The sequence below is a fragment of the Actinosynnema sp. CA-299493 genome, from assembly GCF_050946825.1.
Classification (GTDB): domain Bacteria; phylum Actinomycetota; class Actinomycetes; order Mycobacteriales; family Pseudonocardiaceae; genus Actinosynnema.
In genome coordinates, this window is the sequence record NZ_CP191993.1 from 7,455,427 (window position 1) to 7,472,420 (window position 16,994).

General features: G+C 72.1%; 14 protein-coding genes. 5 read left to right on the forward strand and 9 right to left on the reverse strand.

Annotated elements, in window-relative coordinates; genetic code table 11:
* Positions 1 to 47 precede the first annotated feature (47 nt).
* Complete coding sequence (locus tag ACQPYE_RS31415; RefSeq protein ID WP_498716596.1) at positions 48 to 2,663, reverse strand: CHAT domain-containing protein; 2,616 nt, start codon at positions 2,661 to 2,663, stop codon at positions 48 to 50.
* A 76-nt stretch (positions 2,664 to 2,739) separates the two neighbouring features.
* Here ACQPYE_RS31415 and ACQPYE_RS31420 point away from each other — a divergent pair, with 76 nt between their 5' ends.
* From ACQPYE_RS31420 to ACQPYE_RS31435, 4 genes are all read left to right on the forward strand, one after another.
* A complete protein-coding gene (locus ACQPYE_RS31420; RefSeq protein WP_498716598.1) occupies positions 2,740 to 3,942 on the forward strand; it encodes a S8 family peptidase in 1,203 nt (400 codons plus the stop codon).
* 182 nt (positions 3,943 to 4,124) lie between these two features.
* Entirely contained in the window at positions 4,125 to 4,757 is a 633-nt protein-coding gene (locus ACQPYE_RS31425; RefSeq protein WP_498716599.1) for an RNA polymerase sigma factor, read from the forward strand.
* The gene (locus ACQPYE_RS31430; protein ID WP_498716600.1) at positions 4,723 to 5,187 is read left to right on the forward strand and encodes a hypothetical protein; all 465 of its coding nucleotides are present in this window, start codon (positions 4,723 to 4,725) and stop codon (positions 5,185 to 5,187) included. Before ACQPYE_RS31425 ends, ACQPYE_RS31430 begins: the two co-directional genes overlap by 35 nt.
* Positions 5,188 to 5,275: 88 nt before the next feature.
* Entirely contained in the window at positions 5,276 to 6,829 is a 1,554-nt protein-coding gene (locus ACQPYE_RS31435) for a diguanylate cyclase domain-containing protein (protein WP_498716602.1), read from the forward strand.
* Here ACQPYE_RS31435 and ACQPYE_RS31440 read toward each other — a convergent pair.
* The 5 genes from ACQPYE_RS31440 to ACQPYE_RS31460 form a co-directional block, all read right to left on the reverse strand.
* Positions 6,783 to 6,953 (reverse strand): hypothetical protein, encoded by a 171-nt coding sequence (locus ACQPYE_RS31440; protein WP_498716604.1) that lies wholly within the window; start codon positions 6,951 to 6,953, stop codon positions 6,783 to 6,785. The two genes, ACQPYE_RS31435 and ACQPYE_RS31440, sit on opposite strands and share 47 nt — an antisense overlap.
* A gap of 82 nt (positions 6,954 to 7,035) precedes the next feature.
* Complete coding sequence (locus ACQPYE_RS31445) at positions 7,036 to 7,632, reverse strand: GTP-binding protein (RefSeq protein WP_498716606.1); 597 nt, start codon at positions 7,630 to 7,632, stop codon at positions 7,036 to 7,038.
* Positions 7,633 to 7,679: 47 nt separating this feature from the next.
* Positions 7,680 to 8,102, reverse strand: a complete 423-nt coding sequence (locus ACQPYE_RS31450) for a roadblock/LC7 domain-containing protein (RefSeq protein WP_498716608.1) — start codon at positions 8,100 to 8,102, stop codon at positions 7,680 to 7,682.
* A complete protein-coding gene (locus ACQPYE_RS31455) occupies positions 8,099 to 11,203 on the reverse strand; it encodes a sensor histidine kinase (RefSeq protein ID WP_498716609.1) in 3,105 nt (1,034 codons plus the stop codon). The genes ACQPYE_RS31450 and ACQPYE_RS31455 overlap by 4 nt, the downstream gene beginning before the upstream one ends.
* A gap of 360 nt (positions 11,204 to 11,563) precedes the next feature.
* Positions 11,564 to 12,586 carry an ABC transporter substrate-binding protein gene (locus ACQPYE_RS31460; protein WP_498716610.1) on the reverse strand — a complete coding sequence of 341 codons (1,023 nt, stop codon included), beginning with the start codon at positions 12,584 to 12,586 and terminating at the stop codon, positions 11,564 to 11,566.
* Positions 12,587 to 12,819: 233 nt separating this feature from the next.
* On the opposite strand from ACQPYE_RS31460, the gene ACQPYE_RS31465 reads away from it, so the two are divergent.
* A complete protein-coding gene (locus ACQPYE_RS31465; protein ID WP_498723023.1) occupies positions 12,820 to 13,977 on the forward strand; it encodes a 4-hydroxybenzoate 3-monooxygenase in 1,158 nt (385 codons plus the stop codon).
* 544 nt (positions 13,978 to 14,521) lie between these two features.
* Here ACQPYE_RS31465 and ACQPYE_RS31470 read toward each other — a convergent pair.
* Genes ACQPYE_RS31470 through ACQPYE_RS31480 form a run of 3 tightly spaced genes read right to left on the reverse strand, consistent with a single transcriptional unit; the run spans position 14,522 to position 16,970 of the window.
* On the reverse strand, positions 14,522 to 15,403 hold the full coding sequence (locus ACQPYE_RS31470) for an ABC transporter ATP-binding protein (RefSeq protein WP_498716612.1): 882 nt from the start codon (positions 15,401 to 15,403) through the stop codon (positions 14,522 to 14,524).
* Positions 15,400 to 16,206: an ABC transporter permease gene (locus tag ACQPYE_RS31475; protein ID WP_498716613.1), complete on the reverse strand. Its 807-nt coding sequence runs from the start codon at positions 16,204 to 16,206 to the stop codon at positions 15,400 to 15,402. The genes ACQPYE_RS31470 and ACQPYE_RS31475 overlap by 4 nt, the downstream gene beginning before the upstream one ends.
* Positions 16,203 to 16,970, reverse strand: a complete 768-nt coding sequence (locus ACQPYE_RS31480; RefSeq protein ID WP_498716614.1) for an ABC transporter permease — start codon at positions 16,968 to 16,970, stop codon at positions 16,203 to 16,205. Before ACQPYE_RS31480 ends, ACQPYE_RS31475 begins: the two co-directional genes overlap by 4 nt.
* Between the last annotated feature and the right edge of the window lie 24 nt (positions 16,971 to 16,994).

The window sequence follows — 16,994 nt, forward strand, 5'->3', positions numbered from 1 at the left end:
CAACCTACTGGGGCCGCGGGGTCTTCACGAGTGGCCGGCGCCGGGGGTCACGCGCCGAAGCACAGGAACCCGGCGCTCGCGGCGAACGCGGTGTCGCCGTCTTCCCGGTGCGCTTCCTGCGCGCCCGCCAGCGCGACGGCCGGCGAGTGGCCCGCGCCGAGCCTGCGGTGCAGGTCGACCATCAGCGGTGTGGTCACCTCGGCCGGCACGGGGATGACCGGCGCGACGAGCGTCCGGGTGCCGAGCCCGAGCAGCGCCGCGGTGAACCCCATCAGCTCGTCGCCGGGCCGCACCGCCGACAGGCCCGAGTCGCACGCCGACAGCACGACCCGCGCGGGTGGTGTGCGCAGCCGTTCGAGGTCGTAGACGGTCAGCGGGCCGTCGGCGAGTTCCAGCGCGGAGAACAGCGGGTTGTCCGCGCGGAACGAGCCGTGCGCGGCCACGTGCGCCAACGGTGCGCCGTCCATCGCCGCCGCCACCGCGTCCACCGTCGCCGCGCCGCCGACCAGCACCGAGGCGTTGACCGGGCCGAGCGACTCGATCGCCGCGATCTCCGTCGGCGCGGCCGGCAACCGCGGCCCGGCCGCCAGGACCACCCGGTCGTGCGACACCAGGACGGAGGTCGTCGCGCGCAGCCACACGGTCGCCGACGGCACCACGGTCACCGCGCGGCCCCGGCACGCGGGCAGCGCGGACCACGGCAGGCCGCCGAGCCGGCCGGTCGGCGCGAGCACCAGCGGCCGGTCGTCGAGCCGTCGCCGCAACGGCTCCAGCAGCCGGTTCTGCAGCAGTCGGGCCGCGTGCTCCGCGCCCGCGCGCACCGCCGTGCGGTCGACGTGCCCGGGCAGCGTCACCAGTCGGTGCAGGGCGAACCGCAGCAGCCGCAGTTCCCGCAGCGCGCCGTCCAGCGGGCCGAGCCGGTGCAGCGACGCCCGGCCGCCCGCCACCACCACGGCCAGCAGCTCGCCCTCGTGGTCGAGGTACTCCACCAACGCCGACGTGCCCAACGCCCGCGCCAGCTCGCCCACCGCCGGTGGCTTGAACACCGCGCCACCGCCGCCGGTCTGCCGGGTCAGCTCGCGCACCCGCTGCTCGCCGCGCACCTGCCGCTGCCGCAACGACGCCGTCGGCCGTCCCGCGGTGGACGCCGCTTCCAGGTCCGCTGTCACGGCGCGCAGCTCGGCCAGCGCGTCGGCCAGCCCGGAGTCCTCCGGGGGCCGGGCGGGCGTCATCCGCAGCGCGCCCGCGCGCCACGCCTCCGCCCAGCTCAGCACCCGGCCGGCCCGGCCGCCCGCGACCGCCGTGCGCAGTCCTTCCGATGCCAGGGCCGCGCCCTGCGCGCCGCTCAACGCCCGCAGTTCCGTCGCGCCCAGGGACACGCGGTACTCGTCGAGCAGCGCCAGCCCGCGCCGCAACGCGATCTGCGCGCCGCGCGCGCTGCCCAGCAGGTCGCGCCGCAACGCCTCGGCGTACCAGCCCTGCACGCGGTGCGCCGCCGGTCCGCCGCGTCGGGCCGCGCCCGCCGCGGTGAGCTCCGCCACCGCGCGCGAGTGGTCGCCCAGGTCGCGTGCGACCAGCGCACCGTCGACCCGCGCCTCCAGGCCCGCCATCCGCCAGCCGAGCGCGTCCAACCGGGTCGCGACCTTGGTCAGCGCCGTCACCAGCGCCCTGGTCCGCTGCCCGCTCAGGTACGCCGCGCGCAGCTCCACGTGCCGCGCGCCTTCCGCCCACACCTCGCGCTTCTCGCGGCGGAAGCCCTTGCGCGCGGCCACCGCCATCTCCACGGCGCGGTTCAGGTCGCCTTCCAGCAGCGCGATCCTGGCCCGGTAGAACAACGCCTCCGACCGGGCCAGCACGAGGTCGCCGCCCAGTTCCTCCAGCGCGAGGTCGGCCGCCGCCCGCGCCTCCTCCAGCAGCGGCACGGACACCAGCAGCTCCAGCCGGTTGATCAGCAGCGCGGGCCGCGGCACCGCCAACCGCCGGTACTCGCGCTCGGCCTCGGCGAACATGGTCAACGCGCGCGGCACGTCGCCCGCGCGGGACGCGGAGATGCCCGCGTTCCACCGGACGTCCGCCACGGCCAGCGCCTGGTCCAGCTCCCGGTAGAGCACGGCGGCGCGGTCGAAGTCCTCGTCCGCCGCGCGCAGCCCGCCGGTGTAGGCGCGCAGCAGTCCCCGGTTGTTCAGCGCGCGCGCCTCCACCAGCCGTTCGCCGAACCGGCGCACCACCTCGATCGCGCCGTTGTACTCGCGCAACGCCTCGTCGTACCGGCACAGGTAGTGCAGCACCAGACCTCGTTGCATCCGACCGCTGCCCGCGTCCACGCCGCGCAGGTTCGGCAGCGCCGCGTTGATCGCGCGCAACGCCTGGGCGTGCCGGCCGGTGTTGGACAGCACGAACGCGAGGCTCATCCGGGCCAGTGCCGCCGCTCGCGCCGACCCGGCCCCTTCGGCGACGCGCACGGAGCGCCGCAGGTGGCGCAGCGCCGCGTCGAAGTCGTGCAGCTCGCGGAACGCGAGACCGATCGCGCGTTCCGCCGCGGAGGCCTCTTCGCCGTCGCCCGAAGCCCGCGCCGCCCGCAGCGCGGACCGGCCGATCTCGATGGCCGCGCGCGGGTCCCGTTGCCGGGCTTCCAGCGCTGCGGCGGCGGAAACCCCTGCCACGAACCCACCTTATTACCAAGTCGGCTGTGGTAGCTTGCTCACACCCAGCACCCGTCGACGCTGCTGTGAGGCCTCGGTGTCCGATCCATCGACTCGCTCCGGGCTCTACCAGGAGGCCTTCCACCAGGTCATCCGCGCGCACCAGAGCTATCGCCTCCACCCCGAGCGCGGCCGGGAGTTCGTCTTCGTCGCCGGTGAGCTGCTGACCATTCCCGAGGACGTCGACCGGGTGGCTCGGAAGCTCGCGCAGAACAACATCGTCAACACCCGCGGCCGGGACTTCGCGGGCATGGCCCGGTTGCTGCTGTCGCGCAACCCCGACGACATCCCGGAGATCGTCCGCCTGCTGCGCGACCCGGCGCAGTGGCCCGGTGAGCGCACGCCGTTCGTGCAGCCGCACCACGTGCTCTTCGGCCACGGCGGCAACATGCACGGCAACCCGGGCGAGCCGCCGCGCGTGGGCACGCCGCTGGCGGCGCCGGACCCGGCGAACTCCGGCCTCGGCCGCGGCGTCGTGGTCGGCGTCCTCGACACGGGCATCTCGGCGACCGCCGCGGTCGACCACCCGCAGTGGCTCGGCGGCGCGTTCACCCCCAGGGCCGACGAGGTCGACGCCGCGTACCGGTACTCCGACGTGTTCGCGCTCGAAGGCGGTCACGGCACGTTCGTCGCGGGCGTGGTCCGGCAGGCCGCGCCGGGCGTGCGGATCGACCCGGAGAAGGCGCTGGACCCGAACGGGCTCGGCACCGAGGAGCAGTTCGCCCGCGCGCTGTCGTCGTTCGACGAGAAGGTCCAGGTCGTCAACATCTCGATGGGCTGCTTCACCCAGGACGACACCGCCTCCGAACCCATCCGCCGGGCGCTCGCGACCCTGCCGCGCGACGTCGTCGTGGTGGCGTCCGCGGGCAACCAGGGCACCACCCGGCCGAGTTGGCCCGCCGCGCTGCCCGGCGTGGTCGCCGTGTCCGCGGTCGCCGAGGAGCGCGACGGCAGCCGGGCGCCCGCCTGCTACGCCAACCACGGTTACTGGGTCGACGCGTGCGCGGTCGGCAACCGGACCAGCACGTTCCTCAGGGGCAGGTGGGAGCTGCCGGGCCTGCCGGTGGACGTCTTCGACCGGTTCGCCTACTGGCTGGGCACCTCGTTCGCCGCGCCGCACGTGGCCGGGCTGATCGCCGCGACGATGACCGAGCGCGGCCTGACCGCCGTGGCCGCCCGCGACCACCTGCTCGTCGGGCGGCCGGAGTTCTTCCCGGGCTACGGTGTCCTCTGTGCCTGACGGCCGCGGCCCCTCGGGTGGCGGCGGTCTCGCGGTGGTTCGGCCGAAGCTTGTATCTCGCGGCCGGGTCGCCGCTCCGTAGTGTGTGGCAGCGAGGAATCCGAAGTCCGTGACCCGGCCGGGGTCCGCGCCGGGGCACGTCCGGGCGGCGGTGCAGCACCCCCGGGACCAGAGGAGGGGACGTGACCCCTGCTTCCCCGATCGCCGCGCTGGTGAGCGCGGCGGCGGAGGGCGACCAGGACGCGTGGAACGAGATCGTCGCGCGCTTCACGCCCCTGGTGCTGGCGGTGGTGCACCGGCACCGGTTGCGCCACGCGGACGCGGCGGACGTGCACCAGACCGTGTGGTTGCGGCTGGTGGAGCAGCTGGGCCGGCTGCGCGAGGCGGACGCGCTGCCCGGGTGGATCGCCACGACCACCCGCAACGAGTGCCTGCGGATGCTGCGGCTCCAGCAGCGCACCCTGCCGTACGACCCGCAGTCCGAGGACGAGCCGGCGAGCCCGGACGACGCGGTCGCGGACCTGGACGAGGAGTGGGAGGCCGCCCAGCGGCGGCAGGCGCTGCGCGAGGGCTTCCGCTCGCTGTCGGAGCCGTGCCGGGTGCTGCTGGCCAAGCTCATGGCCGACCCGCCGCCGGGCTACGCGGTGGTGGCCGAGGAGCTGGGGATGCCGGTGGGCAGCATCGGGCCCACCCGGATCAGGTGCCTGGAGAAGTTGCGCAAGACTCCCGCGGTGATGGAGCTGGTCGAGCCGCGGCCGGCAGGCGGAGGAGGTGTGGTCGGTGTTGAGGGACGATCCGGGGTGGGAAAGCGATGAGGTGCTGCTGCGGGAGTTGGGCACGGCGCTCGCCGAGGAGCGCGACGTGCCCGAGCACCTGCTCCAGGCCGCGCGCGCCGCGTTCACGTGGCGCACGGTCGACGCCGAGCTGCTCGCCCTGACCAGCTACGACTCCGTGCTGGACGAGGAGCTGGCGGCGCGGGCGCGGGCGACGCAGACCGCACGGCAGCTCGTGTTCGACGCCGAGGGCGTGTCGGTGCAGGTCGAGGTGACCGAGGCGGGTGTCGCGGGCCAGGTGCTGCCGGCGCGGCCGGGCCGGGTCTGGCTGGTCACCGCGACCGGGCCGGTGGAGGAGGCGGAGCTGGACGAGCTGGGCCTGTTCCTCCTCGGCCCGCCGCCGTCGGGTCCGGTCCGGTTCCGGTGCAAGGTCGGCGACACGACGATCCTGACCGAATGGGTATGTGTTTAACACGATCCGGTGAAGCCTTGACGGCGGTGGCCGGTGGTCCGGAAGATGCGCGGTGACCTGATCTTCACCCCTCTCCGCACACCCGCCCATGACCGAGCCAGTCCGCGTCACCCCCGCCGAGGGAAGCGCTCCCACGGCGGTCGAGGCGTGGGCGCTGCCGGAGCTGTTCCGGCAGGTCTTCGTCGGCTCCACGGCGGGCATCGCGATCTTCGACGCGCACGGCGCGCTGGTGGGCGCCAACCCGGCGCTGGAGGCGATGCTGCCGCCGGAGGACCTGGCGACCCTGTTCGTCGCCACGCCGCCGACCGCGGACGAGACCAGGGTGCAGCGGCAGTTCACCGACGCGGCGGGTGAGCCGATGTGGACCGAGGTCGCGCTGTCGGTGGTGCGCGACGACGACGGCAGGCCGCGGTGGCACGTCGCCGTGGTCGAGGACACCACCGAGCAGCGGGTGCTGCGCGACTACCTGCGCCACCAGGCGCTGCACGACGTGCTGACCGGCCTGCCGAACCGGCAGAGCTTCCTGCCCAGGCTGGAGGGCGCGCTGAGCCGGCCGGGCTCGATCACGTTGTGCTACCTGGACGTGGACAGCGTCGCCATCGTCAACGACGGCCTCGGCTACGAGGCGGGCGACGAGCTGCTCAAGGTCGTGGCCCGGCGGCTGACCGCGGTGGTGGCGGACGAGGACGCCACCGTCGCGCGCATCGGCGGCGACGAGTTCGTCGTGCTGATCGAGGACTCCCCCACCACGCCGGGCATCTCCGCCCTGGCCGAGGCGATCGAGGCCGCGCTGGTCGAGCCGGTGCGGTTGGCCGGGCACGGCGTCGGCGTGTCCGCGGGCATGGGTTTCGTCCGCACGTCGGCGCGCGGGACGGACGCGATGGCGTTGCTGCGCCAGGCCCACAGCACGCTGCGCCGCGCGGAGAGCGCCGGCAAGGGCCAGTGGGGCATCTACGACGCCGGGCGGGACGCCCGCGACCGCGCCAGGTCGTCGCTGATCGCGACCATGCCCGGCGCGTTGCAGAACGGCGAGATCGCGCTGGACTACCTGCCGGTCGACCGGGACGGCGAACGCGTCGCGGTGGCGGCCCGGCTGCGGTGGCACGAGGCGGAGTACGGCCCGGTGTCGCACGACGAGTGCCTGCGGTTCGCCGACGAGCTCGGGCTCAGCGGCCAGCTGGCCGAGTGGGTGCTGGACGAGGCGTGCGCCTTCGCCGCCGCCGAACGGCTGCCGGCGCTGGTGCGGCTGTCACCGGACCAGTCGCGGGACCCGGACCTGACCGCACCGGTCGCCGAGGCGTTGCGCTCGTCCGGGCTGGCGCCGCAGGAGCTGTGGCTGAGCCTGTCCGCGCGGTGCCTGTCGGCGCCGGGCCAGGCCGAGGACCTGGACGTGGTGGAGGACAACCTGATCGCGTTGCGCGGCATGGGGGTCCGCCTGCTGCTGCACGACGTCACGTTCGGCCTGCCGGAGCTGTCCGCCGTGGAGCGTCACGGGCTGCACGGCGTGCAGCCGGCCGTGCCGACCGGGGAAGCGCTGGCGCAGCAGGCCCTGTGCGCCGTGCTGCCGCTGGTGCGGTCGGCCGGCGCGCTGGTCGTCAGCGACGGCGCGCTGCCGGGGGCGGACCTGGTCGTGCGATCGTGATGATCTCGCGGGCGGCGCCGGTGAGCGGCGTCCGGTCCCAGGAGCCGTAGCGGTCGTCCTCGTCGAACTCGTTGATCAGGTCGTAGTAGGCCGCCAGGTCCGCGTCCTCGACAGCGTCCGCCACCCGTCCGAGTGTGGTTCGCACGGCGACGGGCCGCGACCCGGTTTTCCGGTCACGGCCCGTCGCGCTGTGGTCAGGCGGTGGGTCAGGCGAACGTCGGCTGCCGCATCGCGTGCTGCACCAACGTGATCAGCGTCTGCTTGGTCGACTGCCGGTTGCGCGCGTCGCAGGGCACGATCGGCACCGACTCGTCGATCGTCAGCGCCTCCCGGATGTCCTCGATGCGGTGGTGCAGCAGGCCGTCGAAGCAGTTCACGCCCACCACGTACGGCAGTTCCCGGTCCTCGAAGAAGTCGATCGAGGCGAACGCGTCCGACAGCCGGCGGGTGTCGACCAGCACGACCGCGCCGATCGCGCCGCGCACCAGGTCGTCCCACATGAACCAGAACCGGTGCTGGCCGGGTGTGCCGAACAGGTACAGGATGAGGTCGCTGTCCAGCGACACCCGGCCGAAGTCCATGGCCACCGTGGTGGTCATCTTGTTGGGCGTGGCCGAGAGGTCGTCCACGCCGACGCTGGCCTCGGTCATCACCGCCTCGGTGGTCAGCGGCACGATTTCCGACACCGACCCGACGAAGGTCGTCTTGCCGACACCGAACCCGCCGGCCACCACGATCTTCGTCGACGTCACGGTCAGGCTCGCCGCGGATGACCCCGGCCGGCCGGGAGCGCCACCGCTCATGTTGCTCTGCTTTCCCTAGTAGTAGGACCTCGCCGGGTGGTGGGACCTCAGCCGCGCATGGCGACGTGCAGCTGCGAGCGGATCTCCGGGGTGAGCTGGATGCCGACCCGCTCGACCAGCCGCGTCATCGCGTAGCCGATCAGGCCGATGTCGCAGTTGGGCGCCGCGAGCACGGCCAGGCACGAGCCGTCGCTGATGGACATCAGGAACAGGTAGCCCCGCTCCATCTCCACCACGGTCTGCTTGACGTCGCCCGCCTCGAAGCAGCGCGCCGCGCCGAGGTTCAGGCTGACCAGGCCCGACGAGACGGCCGCGAGCTGCTCGGCGCGGTCGATCGGCAACCGCTCCGAGGAGGCGAGCAGCAGTCCGTCCGCGGAGACCACGATCGCGTGTGCGACGCCCGCGACCCGGGCGACGAAGTCATCGACCAGCCAACTGAAGTTTTCGAGTTCCTCGGTTGCGGAGGTCACTTCTGCTCCTTGGTCTGATTGCCGCCGTTGGCGGTGGTGTTGTCCTCGAACGACACGCCGTCCCACGGCATGCCGGCGTCGTCGCCCGCCTGACGGCCGAGTTGCACACCTCGCTGGTAGGTGGCGAAGCGCTGGCGCAACCGGTCGGCGGACCGGCTCGGCGACACCGCGGTCGCCACACCGGCCGACGTGGCGCTGTTCGCCGACGGCTGCGCCGCCGTCGGCGCCGACCCGCGCGAGGAGGGTGCGGAGAGCGAACCCGGCATCAGGCGCGCCTTGGGGACGCGCTTGGGCAGGCCCGCGGTGGTCGTGTCGTCGACCGGCGCCTTGAGCGCGCTGGTCGCCACCGTCCAGCCGTCATCGGCCGCCGCGCCCCACCCAGGCGTGGACGCCGTGCCGGACGACGGGATCGCCGACGGCGCGGGCTCGCGCTTGGGCAGGCCGGCCGGGGTCGAGCCGCGCGGCTCGGGCGGCGTCGGCCTGCTCGGCGGCGCGGGCGGCGCGCTCGGCGACGTGATCAGGTCGGACCGGTCGGTGTAGGCGGTCTGCTCCGACGCGGTGCCCACGTGGCCCCGGCCGTTGTCGGTGCCCGCGCGGCCGTTGTCGGCGCCCGCGTGGCCGTTGTCGGCGCCCATCAGCTCGGCGCGGTCGGCGAACATCGTCCGCTCGGACGCGGTCTCCGGCGGCGCGGTGGCCGGCTGCTGGTCGACGACCTCGCCGCGCGCCACCCCGCCCTCGGCCTCGCCGCCCTGGAACCAGCGCGACAGCACGTCCTCGTAGATCGGCAGCCGCTGGGTGGAGGCGTCGTCCTCCTCCCGCTCGACCACCACCGGGGCGGGCTCGGGCGCCGGGCGCCGGGCGGCCGACGGCGGGTACGAGTAGTCCGGGACCTCCTCGCCGGGCGGCGGCAGGGTCTCGGCCACGGTGGCGGTGAACAGGTCGTCCACCGGGGTCTGCTCGACCTGGAAGTACCCGCCGGGCTCGGCCTCGTGGGTGTGCACGACCTGCGGTCCGGTCGAAGCGGGCAGCTCCAGCGGCGCGTAGCCGCCGGGCGCGATCTCCGGCGTCCACTTGGGCACGCCGGCCAGCACGCCGACACCGCTCTCCTCCAGCTGCGGCACGGCCTGGCGCTGCGGCAGCGCGGCGGGCGCGGGCCTGGGCGCGAGCGGCTCGGGACCGCGGTGCAGCAGGTCCATCGGGAGCACGACCTGCGCCGTGACGCCACCCTCTATGTCGTCGTTGTTGCTCAACGTGACCCGGATGTTGTGCCGCTTGGCGAGCTGGCCGACCACGTACAGGCCCATCTCGCGGGCCACCGACACGTCGACCTCGGGCGGGTCGGCGAGCTTGGTGTTGGCCTCGACGACGTCCTGCTCCTGCATGCCGACACCGCGGTCGTGGATGCGGATGGACACCTCGCCGCGCCGCGTCTCGATCGCCCGCACGGTCACCTTGGTGGTGGGCTTGGAGAACGCGGTCGCGTTGTCCAGCAGCTCGGCGATGAGGTGCGCGAGGTCGTTGACCACGCGGCCCTGCACCTTCAGCTCCGGCGCGGGCGCGATCTGGATCCGGGCGTACTTCTCGACCTCGGACACCGCGGCGCCGAGCACCTCGGAGATCGGCACGGGCCGGGTGACGCGGCGGTTGACCGTGGTGCCGGAGAGCACCAGCAGGTTCTCGCTGTTGCGGCGCATCTGGGTGGCCAGGTGGTCCAGCTCGAAGAGGCTGGCCAGCTGGTCGGGGTCCTGCTCGTCCTGCTCCAGCCGGTCGATGACGGTGATCTGCCGCTCGACCAGCGCCTGCGAGCGCCGGGACAGGTTGATGAACATGTCGTTGACGTTCGCGCGCAGCGCCACCTGCTCGACCGCGAGGCGGACGGCTTCGCGCTGCACGGCGTCGAACGCCCGGGCCACCTGGCCGACCTCTTCGGTCGTGTGGATCGGCACCGGCACCAGCGCCTCTTCCGCGGCGCGGGCCGGGTCGCGGTGCGTCCGGATCCGCTTGATCGCGTCCGGCAGGCGGTTGCGGGCCACGTCCAACGCGGTGCGGCGCAGCACGCGCAGCGGCGTCAGCATCGAGCGGGCGACGAAGGCCATGAGGGCGAACGCGATCACCAGCGCGACGGCGACCAGCGCCGCGTCACGCCACGCGGACGCGCGGGCCGCCTCGGTCAGGTCGATCGACGCCTGGTCGGCCTGGCGTTCGAGGTCCTGCGACACCTGCCGCAGCAGGGCCGCGGTCGCCTCGCCGACGGCCAGGACGTCACCGTCCGAGATGGACACCTCGCCGGCGTCCTCCTGCTGCACCAGCGCCAGCTGCACCAGGCTGTTGCGCGCGTCGACGGGCGTGCCGGACACGGTGTCGGACAGCAGCTGCCGGTTCTCCTGGCTCGCGGTGACCGCGAAGTCGGTGAGCGCCGCGTCCAACCGGGACTGCGCCGCGCGCAGCGCGTTGGCCTGGCCGGGCGCGAACTCGCCGCGGGTGGCCGTCGACAGCAGGATCGAGTTCTGCTGCGTCAGCTGCTCCTTCGCGGAGTAGAGCGCGAGGTTGGCGCCGGCCAGCGGGGTGATCGTCTCGTTGCTCAGGCTGCTCGCGGTCGCGCGGTGCACCTGCGCCAGCGCGGCCAGCACCTGGCCGTAGGCGCTGTGCACCGAGATGTCCGGGTACTTGGTGGTGGTCACCGTGTTCCGCAGCGCGTTGAGGCCGTCCAGTGACTGCAACGACTTCTGGAACGCCTCGCGCACCGCGTCGTCGACACCGGTCGTGGAGGCGGCGACGTCGCGCAGCCTGCCGACCTCGGCGTCGACCTTGCTGGAGCGCGTCTGGAACTCGGGTTGGTTCAGCTCGCGACCGCCCGCCACGAACCAGACCGCGGCGTCGCGTTCCAGCTGCAGGGCGTCGGACACCGCCGCCACCTGGGCGGACAGCTGGAGCTCCCGCTGGACCTGGCCGAACAGCTCCACGTCGTCCAGCTGGGTGTTCAGCCGCAGCCCGGCGAGGGTCAGCGTGCTCAGCGCGGGCACCAGGAGCACCACCGCCAGCTTGCTGCGCAGGCGCCAGTTCCGCAGGCGCCACCGGGATACTCCCCGGTCGCCGGGCACGGCGCCTGTGCTGGGCCCCGAGTCGGGTGGACCGCTTCCAGCGGCACCCGTGTCGAGTTGAATCCGCTCCGGATCTCTCCCGGAGGCGTGGTCGTCGTGACCGCGCACCGTCAGCACACTCCCCAGCCCGGTGAAACGACACATCCCTACAAACCCGGTGGATCTTGGTGGAAAAATCCGCCGAGTCATACCGCCGTTCGGACGAGGAAGCCGGTAGTTTGCAAATCAACCATTGTCGCGCAGACCACACGTGGACGCGCTAAACGATCGCTAACCGGCGTTCATGGTTTTTTCACGCCCTCGACCCGAACGGGAAACACCCGAGGGGGGAGCCCGGCGGGCGGGCTCCCCCCGACGGGATCAGCTACCTGACGCGCTGAACAGCATCGGCTTGACGTCGAAGTCCTTCTCGAGCAGGCCGTAGGTTCGCATCAGCCCCGCCACGCGCTGCAAGCGGGTGGCGTCCAGCGTGGTCGGGAACTCGCCGAAGTGCACGAGGCTGGCGGTTTCCTTGTCGACCTTGGCGTACTCGACCAGCAGCGGCTCGACCGTGGGGCGGTCCGCCGCGTCGCGCTGGCCCTTCGCCATCGCGCGCTGGAACGCGGCGACGGTGTTCGGGTTGGCCTTGGCGAACTTGCCGGTCGTGGCGTAGCCCGCGATCGGGATGTCCGCCGTGGGGCCGGACGCCGCGTCGAGCACGGTGATCTGACCGCTCGTGCGCTGGGCCTTGCTGATGAACGGCTCCACCATGAAGGCCGCGTCGACCGTGCCGTTCTGGACCGCCGCTTCCATGTCCGGGAACGGGAACTCCTTGAAGTTGACCTTGGCGGGGTCGACGTCGTTGGCTTCCAGCGTCGCCTTCGCGGTCAGCTCGGCGATGTTGCGGAACGTGTTGATCGCGATGGTCTTGCCCTCGAGGTCCTTGGGCGACTTGATCGGGGAGTCGGCCTTGGCGAGGATCAGGAACATCTCGGGCTTGGCCTGGTAGCCGTCGCTGACGAGCTTCAGGCCGTCGACGCCCTTGGCCGCCTCCTTCGCCTCGGCGGCGAAGAACGAGACCCAGTTGCCGAAGGTGAAGTCGAGCTCGCCGTTGATCAGGGCCGGGATGGCGACGGCGCCACCCTGGACGATCTTGACGTCGATCTCGAGGCCCTCCTCCTTGAAGTAACCCTTCTTGATCGCGACGTGGACCGACGCGACGTCGAGGATGTTGAGCAGGCCAACCGAGATCTTGGCCTTCTCGACCTTGCCCGGTGCCGAGGCTTCGGTGGGCTTCGCCTCGGAACCGCCGAGGAGACCGCAGCCGGAGACGACGGCGAGCATCGCGACGGCGGCGAGTACGCCGAAGGTCCTTCGTGCCGAGAGGCCGACTCTTCGAGTCATGGGGGGCATCTCCTGTTGGAGTGAAGACTTTGCGGGGGCAGGATGCACGAGCGACAGGGGCGCTGCGGAACCACTCAAAGTGACACGAGCGGTTCGGCAAGACCCCAGTCGACCGACACTCGAAGGCTGATCCACTACCTTCGGTGAGCATCTTTGCACAGGCTGTCCAGAGGTTGGGGTATGCGGTGAGCGATCTTGACGCGGAATGGGCCGTACAGAGCAACCGGCGCCCGGTGGGCATCGTCGGAGCGGGCCCGGCGGGATTGACCTTGGGGAACCTGCTCCGCGAGGCCGGAATCCCCTGCGTGGTGCTGGAAAAAGGCACTCGCGAGTACATCGAGACCCGGCCCCGCGCCGGGGTGTTGGAGCACCGCGCGGTGCAAATGTTGACCGAGCACGGTCTCGCGGACCGGTTGCTCCAAGAGGCGGACAGGCATGGCGCGTGCGAATTCCGGGTGAACGGTGAAGCGCACGAGGTGGACTACGCCACCCTGTACGACGGCCAGACGCACTACATCTACCCGCAGCAGGAGGTCGTCCAGGACCTCGTGCGGGTCTACGCCGACGAGCGCGGCGGCGACGTCCGGTGGTCCGTCACGGACGTCGAGGTGCACGGGGTCGAGTCCACCGAACCGGCTCTGACCTGGACGAACGCCGACGGCACGCGGGAGCGGCTCGACTGCTCGTTCATCGCGGGCGCGGACGGGTTCCACGGGGTGACGCGGCGCAGCATCCCGGCGGGCGCGGTGCAGGAGTTCACCCACCAGCACGGCATCGAGTGGCTGAGCATCCTGGCCGAGGCCCCGCCATCCACCCACAAGGTGATTTACGCACTTCACCCGGATGGATTCGCGGGTCATATGCTCCGCAGTTCCACGGTGTCGCGCTACTACCTCCAGGTCCCGGTGGACGACACGGTGGACAACTGGCCGGACGAGCGGGTGTGGGCGGAGCTGCACAAGCGGCTGGCGCTCCGGGACTCCGACTGGAAGCTCACCGAAGGGCGCATCGTCGAGAAGCGCATCCTGGACATGCGCAGCCACGTGGTCGAACCGATGAACCACGGCAACCTGTACCTGCTCGGCGACGCCGCGCACATCATCACCCCGGTGGGGGCAAAGGGAATGAACCTCGCGTTGCACGACGCCGAGGTGCTGGCCGACGCCCTGACGCGCTACCACCGAACGGGTGATGAGACGGGGCTGCGGAGCTACTCCGACGTGTGCCTGCGACGCGTGTGGCGTGCGCAGGAGTTCTCGCAGTGGATGGTGTTCATGATCCACCGGTCGCCGGAGCCGTTCCTGAGCCGGTTGGGTCAAGCCCGACTCGAACACCTCATCGCCTCCGGGTCGTCCGCGGGCTATTTCGCCCAAAACTACGTGGGGCCCTAGGCAGAACATCTTACGATTAGCGGGACCCGCGCTCGGCGACCCGCTCCGCGATGACACCGGAATACCGGAGCCTTGTTCTCCGCCACGGCACGGGAATGCGCCCGCCCCGGAGAACAAGGCACCGGCGGGATGACATCGCCCGGCATTCGGATTCCGACCGGGCGCACGCATTCCCGAAGTCGACCGGATGCATTCGTCGCCGATTCCACCCGGTGGACGCCCGAGCGCGTGCCGGGATATCTCGTCGACGGCCCGCCGGGGCGCGCCGGACAATTGGCGGAGCATCTCTCCGCAACGACCGGAAATGCGCACGACGCACACGGCGCGTGATCGACCGGCGACGGCGTGGTGATCATCGGCGAAGCCCGGCGGCAGCGAGAAAGATGTCGAATCGTTGCGAACGATCGTCATCGAAACCCGCGCCCGAAAACGTTTCCGACAAACCCCCCGCGCACGACGACGGGCGACCCCCGGCGCCGGCCCTGAGAGGGCCGACGAGCCGCGGATCGCCCGTCCGGCGTCGTCTTCGCCTAGAGGAGGCCCGTCACGTCGTGGCGCGCTCCTCGGCCTCGGCGCGCGAGGCCTCCGCCCGCTCCGCCTCGGCCCACTTCGCCGCCTGCTGCTCGTTCGCCTTGCGCCGCGCCTTGACCTCCTCGGAGGTCTTGCCGACGTTCAGCAGCCGCGCCACCTCGCCCCGCAGCGCGACGAACGCCTCGGACTCGCGGGTGGTGATCTGGTCGCGCTGCGCGGGCAGGTCGACCTTGAGGTCGGCCACCACCGACGCGGGCGACGTGGAGAGGACCAGGATCCGGTCTCCCAGGTAGACGCTCTCGTCGATGTCGTGCGTCACCACGAGGACCGTGGTGTCCTGTTCGGTGCGGACCTTCAGCAGCAGGTCCTCCAGCTCGAACCGGGTCTGCGCGTCCACCGAGGCGAACGGCTCGTCCATCAGCAGCAGCGCGGGCCGGTAGGCCAGCGCCCTGGCGATGGCGACGCGCTGCTGCATGCCGCCGGACAGCTGCCACGGGTACTTGCGGCCGGCGTCGGACAGCCCGACCCACTCCAACGCCTCGGCCGCGCGGGCCCGGCGGTCGGCCCGGCCCAGGCTGCGGCGCAACGGGAACTCGACGTTCTTCTGCACCGTCAGCCAGGGGAACAGCGAGCGGCTGTAGTCCTGGAACACCACGGCGAGGTCGTCGGGCACGCCGCGGACCTGGTCGCCGTGCAGGCTGACCTCGCCGCGAGTGGGGCGGATCAGGCCGGAGATGGTGCGCAGCAGCGTCGACTTGCCGCAGCCGGACGGGCCGACCACGCACACCAGCTCTCCGGTGCCGACGGTGAACGACAGGTCGGCGATCGCGGTGTGCGCGCCGTCCTTCGCCTGGTAGGTGTGGCCGAGGTCGGCCACTTCGAGCATCGCGGTCATACTGCTTTTTCCTCCACCGTCGCGGGGGTGCGCTCCTGCTTCGGCTGCCACGCAAGGGATCTGCGCTCGAAGCCGAGGAGCACGGTGTTGAGGGCATAGCCGAGGACACCCAGGAGGATGATCCCGGCCCACATGTCGGGGAAGTCGAACTCCCGCTGTGCGACGAGGAGTTGCGACCCGATCCCGTTGTCGGTCCCGACGAGTTCGGACACGACCATGAGCACCAGCGACAGCGACAGGGAGACCCGCAGCCCGGCGAAGATCTTCGGCGCCGCTGAGGGCAGGACGACACCGAGGATCCACTGTGGCTTGGGGATGCGGAACACCGCCGAGGTCTCGAACTTCGTGGCGTCGACGGAACGGGCGCCGTCGACGCTGTTGAGCAGGATGGGCCACAGCACGCCGAAGATGATCGTGGCGAGCTGCATGGTGGTGCCCACGTTGAACACGAGCAGGAACACGGGCACCAGCAGGGGTGGCGGGATCGACCGCATGAACGTCAGCAGCGGCCCGGCGTACTCCGCGGCCTTGTCCGAGCGGCCGAGCGCCACGCCGAGCGAGACGCCGACGACGGCCGCGACGCCCCAGCCGGCCAGGAGCCGGCCGATGCTCGGGAACACGTGGTCGAACACCGTGTCGGTGAGGAACAGGTCACCGGCCGGTCCGGACAGCCACAGGTCGTACGCGGCCAGGGCGATCTCGGTGGGGCGGGGGAAGAACGTGTCGTCGGCGTACCAGGTGAGCAGCTCCCAGACCACGACGAGGCCCACGAACACCGCCCACCGCTGCAGGAATCGACTCACGACCGACCTCCGGTGACCGCGCTCCAGCCGACCCAGCGGCGCTGCGCGCGGTCGAGCCCTTCGTTGAGCAGGTAGCCGATCACGCCCGCGACCGCGGTGCCGGCGAGGACGACGTCCATCCGGCCGCCGCCGCTGCGCGCGTTCGCGATGTACTGCCCGATGCCGCCGGACCCGCCTTCCAGCAGCTCCACGCTGACGATCACGACCAGGCTCGTCGTGGCGGCGAGCCGGATGCCGGTGAGGACGAACGGCATCGCGCTCGGCAGGGCGACCGACGCCAGCACGCGCACCCGGCCCGCGCCGAACGCGCGCGCCGTCTCGACCAGCAGGGGGTCGAGCTCGTCGAGCGCGTAGATGGTGTTGAACAGGATGGGCCAGATCGCCGCGTACACCGCGAGGAAGATCTTGGTCTCCGGCCCGATGCCGAGCAGCAGCACCGCCAGCGGGATCAGCGCCACCGACGGGATGGGGCGCAGGAACTCGACCACGGCGCGGGTGGCGTGCCGCACGGGCGCCACGCTGCCCAGGACGAGGCCGAGCGGGACGGCGATCCCGACCGACAGCGCCACGGCGATGACCACCGCGAGGAGCGTCGCGACGACGTCCCGCAGGAAAGGCTCATCCCCCAACAACTTCACGAGCTCCACCGCTACGACGGACGGCGGTGGCAAGTACTCCGAGGGAACCAGCCGGGACCGGCCGAACAGCTCCCAGATGACGAGGAACCCGGCCACACCGAGCAGCCCTCGGGTGAGCGCACGCACGCGCAAACGCCTCTTCCCAGTTGA